Genomic DNA, 2,978 nt, shown 5'->3' on the forward strand with positions numbered 1-2,978 from the left:
ATCCTCGACGAGCTCACGGAGAGGTCCGGGCAGACCCTCTTCGAGATATGCGGGCGGCTGAGCATGAAGCACGGGCTCGGCCTGTCCCGTCAGGCGGTCTCCCAGCACCTCGCCGTGCTCGAGTCCGCGGGGCTCGTCGGGACCCGGCGGGAGGGCCGCTACAAGTACCACGACCTCGACACGGCGCCGCTGCGGCAGATCACCGAGCGGTGGCCCGTGCCCGGCACGACCACGGAGGAGCACACCTCATGAAGATCCACCTGACCAGCATCTTCGTCGACGACCAGGCCAAGGCCGAGCACTTCTACACCGAGGTGCTCGGCTTCGTGAAGAAGCACGACGTGCCGATCGGCGGGCAGGACCGCTGGCTGACCGTCGTGTCCGCGCAGGAACCGGGCGGCACCGAGCTGCTCCTCGAGCCCGCCGGGCACCCGGCCGTCAAGCCGTACCGCGACGCGCTCGTGCAGGACGGCATCCCGCTCGCCCAGTTCGCCGTCGACGACGTGCACGCCGAGTACGAGCGGCTGCGCGGGCTCGGCGTCCACTTCACCCAGGAGCCCCTGGAGATGGGCCCGGTGACCACGGCCGTGCTCGACGACACCTGCGGCAACCTCGTCCAGCTGTCCACGGAGCCGAAGCCGTAGCACGACGGCCCTCGGCCTTCAGCCCTCAGCCCCCTCCCCCGAGGAGCACATCGTGAGGTATCTGCTGCTGGTCCACACCCGGCCGCCCGGCTCCGCCGCGGAGCAGCCGGCCGGCCCGCCCACCGTCGAGGAGGTCACCGCCTTCGAGAAGGCCCTCACCGACGCGGGCGTGAAGGTCGACGGGAGCGCACTGGAGCTGGAGAACGCGGCGGTCGTGCACGTGCGGGCGGACGGTGAGCGCGTCGTCACGGACGGACCGTCCGCCGCGGTCCGGGCGATCGTCGGGGGCTACTACCTGATCGACGTGCCGGACCTCGACGCGGCGCTCGACTGGGCGGCCCGCTGCCCGGGCGCCCGGCACGGCAGTGTCGAGGTCCGCACGGTGTGGGAGCCCGACTTCTCCTGACGCCGCGGTGCGCACCCGGGGAAGATTCCCCGAAAAGAATTCCCCCGGAGATGTCGAGACGTCGCGGCCCGCTCCGTCCCCGGGGTGGAAGCGGCCACCACGGCCGCACCGGAACCGAGGAGAACGTCATGGCGAAGTACCTGCTCCTGAAGCACTACCGCGGCGCCCCTGCCCCGCTCAACGACGTCAGCATGGACCGGTGGACGCCGGAGGAGGTCGCGGCCCACATCCAGTACATGCGTGACTTCGCCGACCGGCTGGAGAAGACCGGCGAGTTCGTCGACGGACAGGCGCTCGCCCCGGAGGGCGCCTGGGTCCGGTACGACGGCGAGGGCCGGCCGCCGGTCACCGACGGGCCGTTCGCCGAGACGAAGGACCTCATCGCCGGCTGGATGATCATCGACGTGGACACCTACGAGCGGGCCGTCGAGCTGGCCGGGGAGCTGTCCGCCGCCCCGGGCGCGGGCGGCAAGCCGATCCACGAGTGGCTGGAGGTGCGCCCGTTCCTCGCGGCCACGCCCGACGTGGACGCGTGCCACGGGTGACGCATCCGATGGACGAGCGCCTGCTGCGCAGCCTCACCCCCGAGGTCCTCGGGGTCCTCGTCCGCCGCGGCGCCGACTTCGCGGCGGCCGAGGACGCCGTGCAGGACGCGCTGATCGAGGCGCTGCGCGTGTGGCCCGCCGATCCGCCGCGCGACGCGAAGGGCTGGCTGGTGACGGCGGCCTGGCGGAAGTTCCTGGACGCCACCCGGTCCGAGGCGGCGCGCCGCAGGCGCGAGGACCGGGTGGACGACGAGCCTCCGCCCGGTCCGGCCACGGGCACGGACGACACCCTGCAGCTCTACTTCCTGTGTGCCCATCCGTCGCTGACGCCGTCGTCGGCGGTCGCGCTCACGCTGCGGGCCGTCGGCGGGCTCACCACCCGGCAGATCGCGCGGGCCTGTCTGGTCCCCGAGGCGACGATGGCGCAGCGCATCAGCCGCGCCAAGCGGACGGTGTCGGGGGTGCGGTTCGACCGGCCCGGCGACGTCGCGACCGTGCTGCGCGTCCTCTACCTCGTCTTCAACGAGGGGTACTCGGGGGACGTCGACCTGTCGGCCGAGGCGATCCGGCTGACCCGGCAGCTCGCGGCGGTGATCGACCACCCGGAGGTGTCGGGCCTGCTGGCGCTGATGCTGCTGCACCACGCGCGGCGCGCCGCGCGCACCACACCGGACGGCGGCCTGGTGCCGCTGGCGGAGCAGGACCGCGCCCGCTGGGACACGGCGGCGATCGCGGAGGGCATCGGCATCCTGCAGACGGCGCTGTCCCGGGACCGGCTCGGGGAGTTCCAGGCGCAGGCCGCGGTGGCGGCGCTGCACGCGGACGCCCGGACGGCGTGCGAGACGGACTGGGTGCAGATCGTCGAGTGGTACGACGAACTGGTCCGGCTGACCGGCAGTCCGGTCGTGCGGCTCAACCGGGCGGTGGCGGTCGGTGAGGCGGACGGTCCGCGCGCGGGCCTGGCCGCGCTCGCCGCCCTGGACCCGTCGCTGCCCCGCTACAGCGCGGTCGCCGCGTACCTTCACGAACGCGATGGCGACCCGCGGACCGCGGCCCGGCTGTACGCGGAGGCGGCCCGGGCGGCGCCGAACCTCCCGGAGCGCGACTACCTGACCCGCCAGGCAGCCCGGCTCAACACGGACAACGACCGCGGCACACCGGCGTCCTGACGCGGGCTCGGGCCGGTGTGGCGGCCGCCCGACGCCGTCGGCCGCCCGCCACGACGACCGCGTCGCGACCCCGCCGGTGAGCCCGACAGACCGGTCAGGGCCCGGCGACGGCCGCGTCGACCGGCGCCGGTTCGGGCCGCTTGGCGTACCGGCCGTCGCCGGAGGACCGCCCCCGGACGCGGCGCCAGGCCCACGGGCCGAGGAACGAGCCGGC

The 2,978-nt window shown here is 74.2% G+C and carries 5 protein-coding genes and 1 pseudogene; 5 read left to right on the plus strand and 1 reads right to left on the minus strand.

Features of this window, described 5'->3' with window-relative positions:
- From GTW43_RS19925 to GTW43_RS19945, 5 genes are all read left to right on the plus strand, one after another.
- The coding region (locus GTW43_RS19925) for a helix-turn-helix domain-containing protein (protein ID WP_161303374.1) at positions 1 to 252 on the plus strand (252 nt) is incomplete at its 5' end.
- Positions 249 to 644: a VOC family protein gene (locus GTW43_RS19930; RefSeq protein ID WP_161303375.1), complete on the plus strand. Its 396-nt coding sequence runs from the start codon at positions 249 to 251 to the stop codon at positions 642 to 644. The genes GTW43_RS19925 and GTW43_RS19930, both read left to right, overlap by 4 nt.
- Before the next feature lie 52 nt (positions 645 to 696).
- A complete protein-coding gene (locus GTW43_RS19935; RefSeq protein ID WP_161303376.1) occupies positions 697 to 1,050 on the plus strand; it encodes a YciI family protein in 354 nt (117 codons plus the stop codon).
- A gap of 128 nt (positions 1,051 to 1,178) precedes the next feature.
- On the plus strand, positions 1,179 to 1,595 hold the full coding sequence (locus GTW43_RS19940; RefSeq protein ID WP_161303377.1) for a YciI family protein: 417 nt from the start codon (positions 1,179 to 1,181) through the stop codon (positions 1,593 to 1,595).
- 8 nt (positions 1,596 to 1,603) lie between these two features.
- Positions 1,604 to 2,764 carry a DUF6596 domain-containing protein gene (locus tag GTW43_RS19945; protein ID WP_161303378.1) on the plus strand — a complete coding sequence of 387 codons (1,161 nt, stop codon included), beginning with the start codon at positions 1,604 to 1,606 and terminating at the stop codon, positions 2,762 to 2,764.
- Between the two features lie 94 nt (positions 2,765 to 2,858).
- On the opposite strand, the pseudogene GTW43_RS38160 reads toward GTW43_RS19945, so the two are convergent.
- Positions 2,859 to 2,978: pseudogene (locus GTW43_RS38160) on the minus strand (SGNH/GDSL hydrolase family protein); the annotation flags it as partial.

The organism is Streptomyces sp. SID5785, from assembly GCF_009870065.1.
In the GTDB taxonomy this organism is placed as follows: Bacteria; Actinomycetota; Actinomycetes; order Streptomycetales; family Streptomycetaceae; genus Streptomyces.

Excerpts from the sequence above, each read along its gene's own strand:
- GTW43_RS19930 (WP_161303375.1), top strand. The coding sequence starts at position 249 with ATGAAGATCCACCTGACCAGCATCTTCGTCGACGACCAGGCCAAGGCC.
- GTW43_RS19940 (WP_161303377.1), top strand. The coding sequence starts at position 1,179 with ATGGCGAAGTACCTGCTCCTGAAGCACTACCGCGGCGCCCCTGCCCCG.
- GTW43_RS19945 (WP_161303378.1), top strand. The coding sequence starts at position 1,604 with ATGGACGAGCGCCTGCTGCGCAGCCTCACCCCCGAGGTCCTCGGGGTC.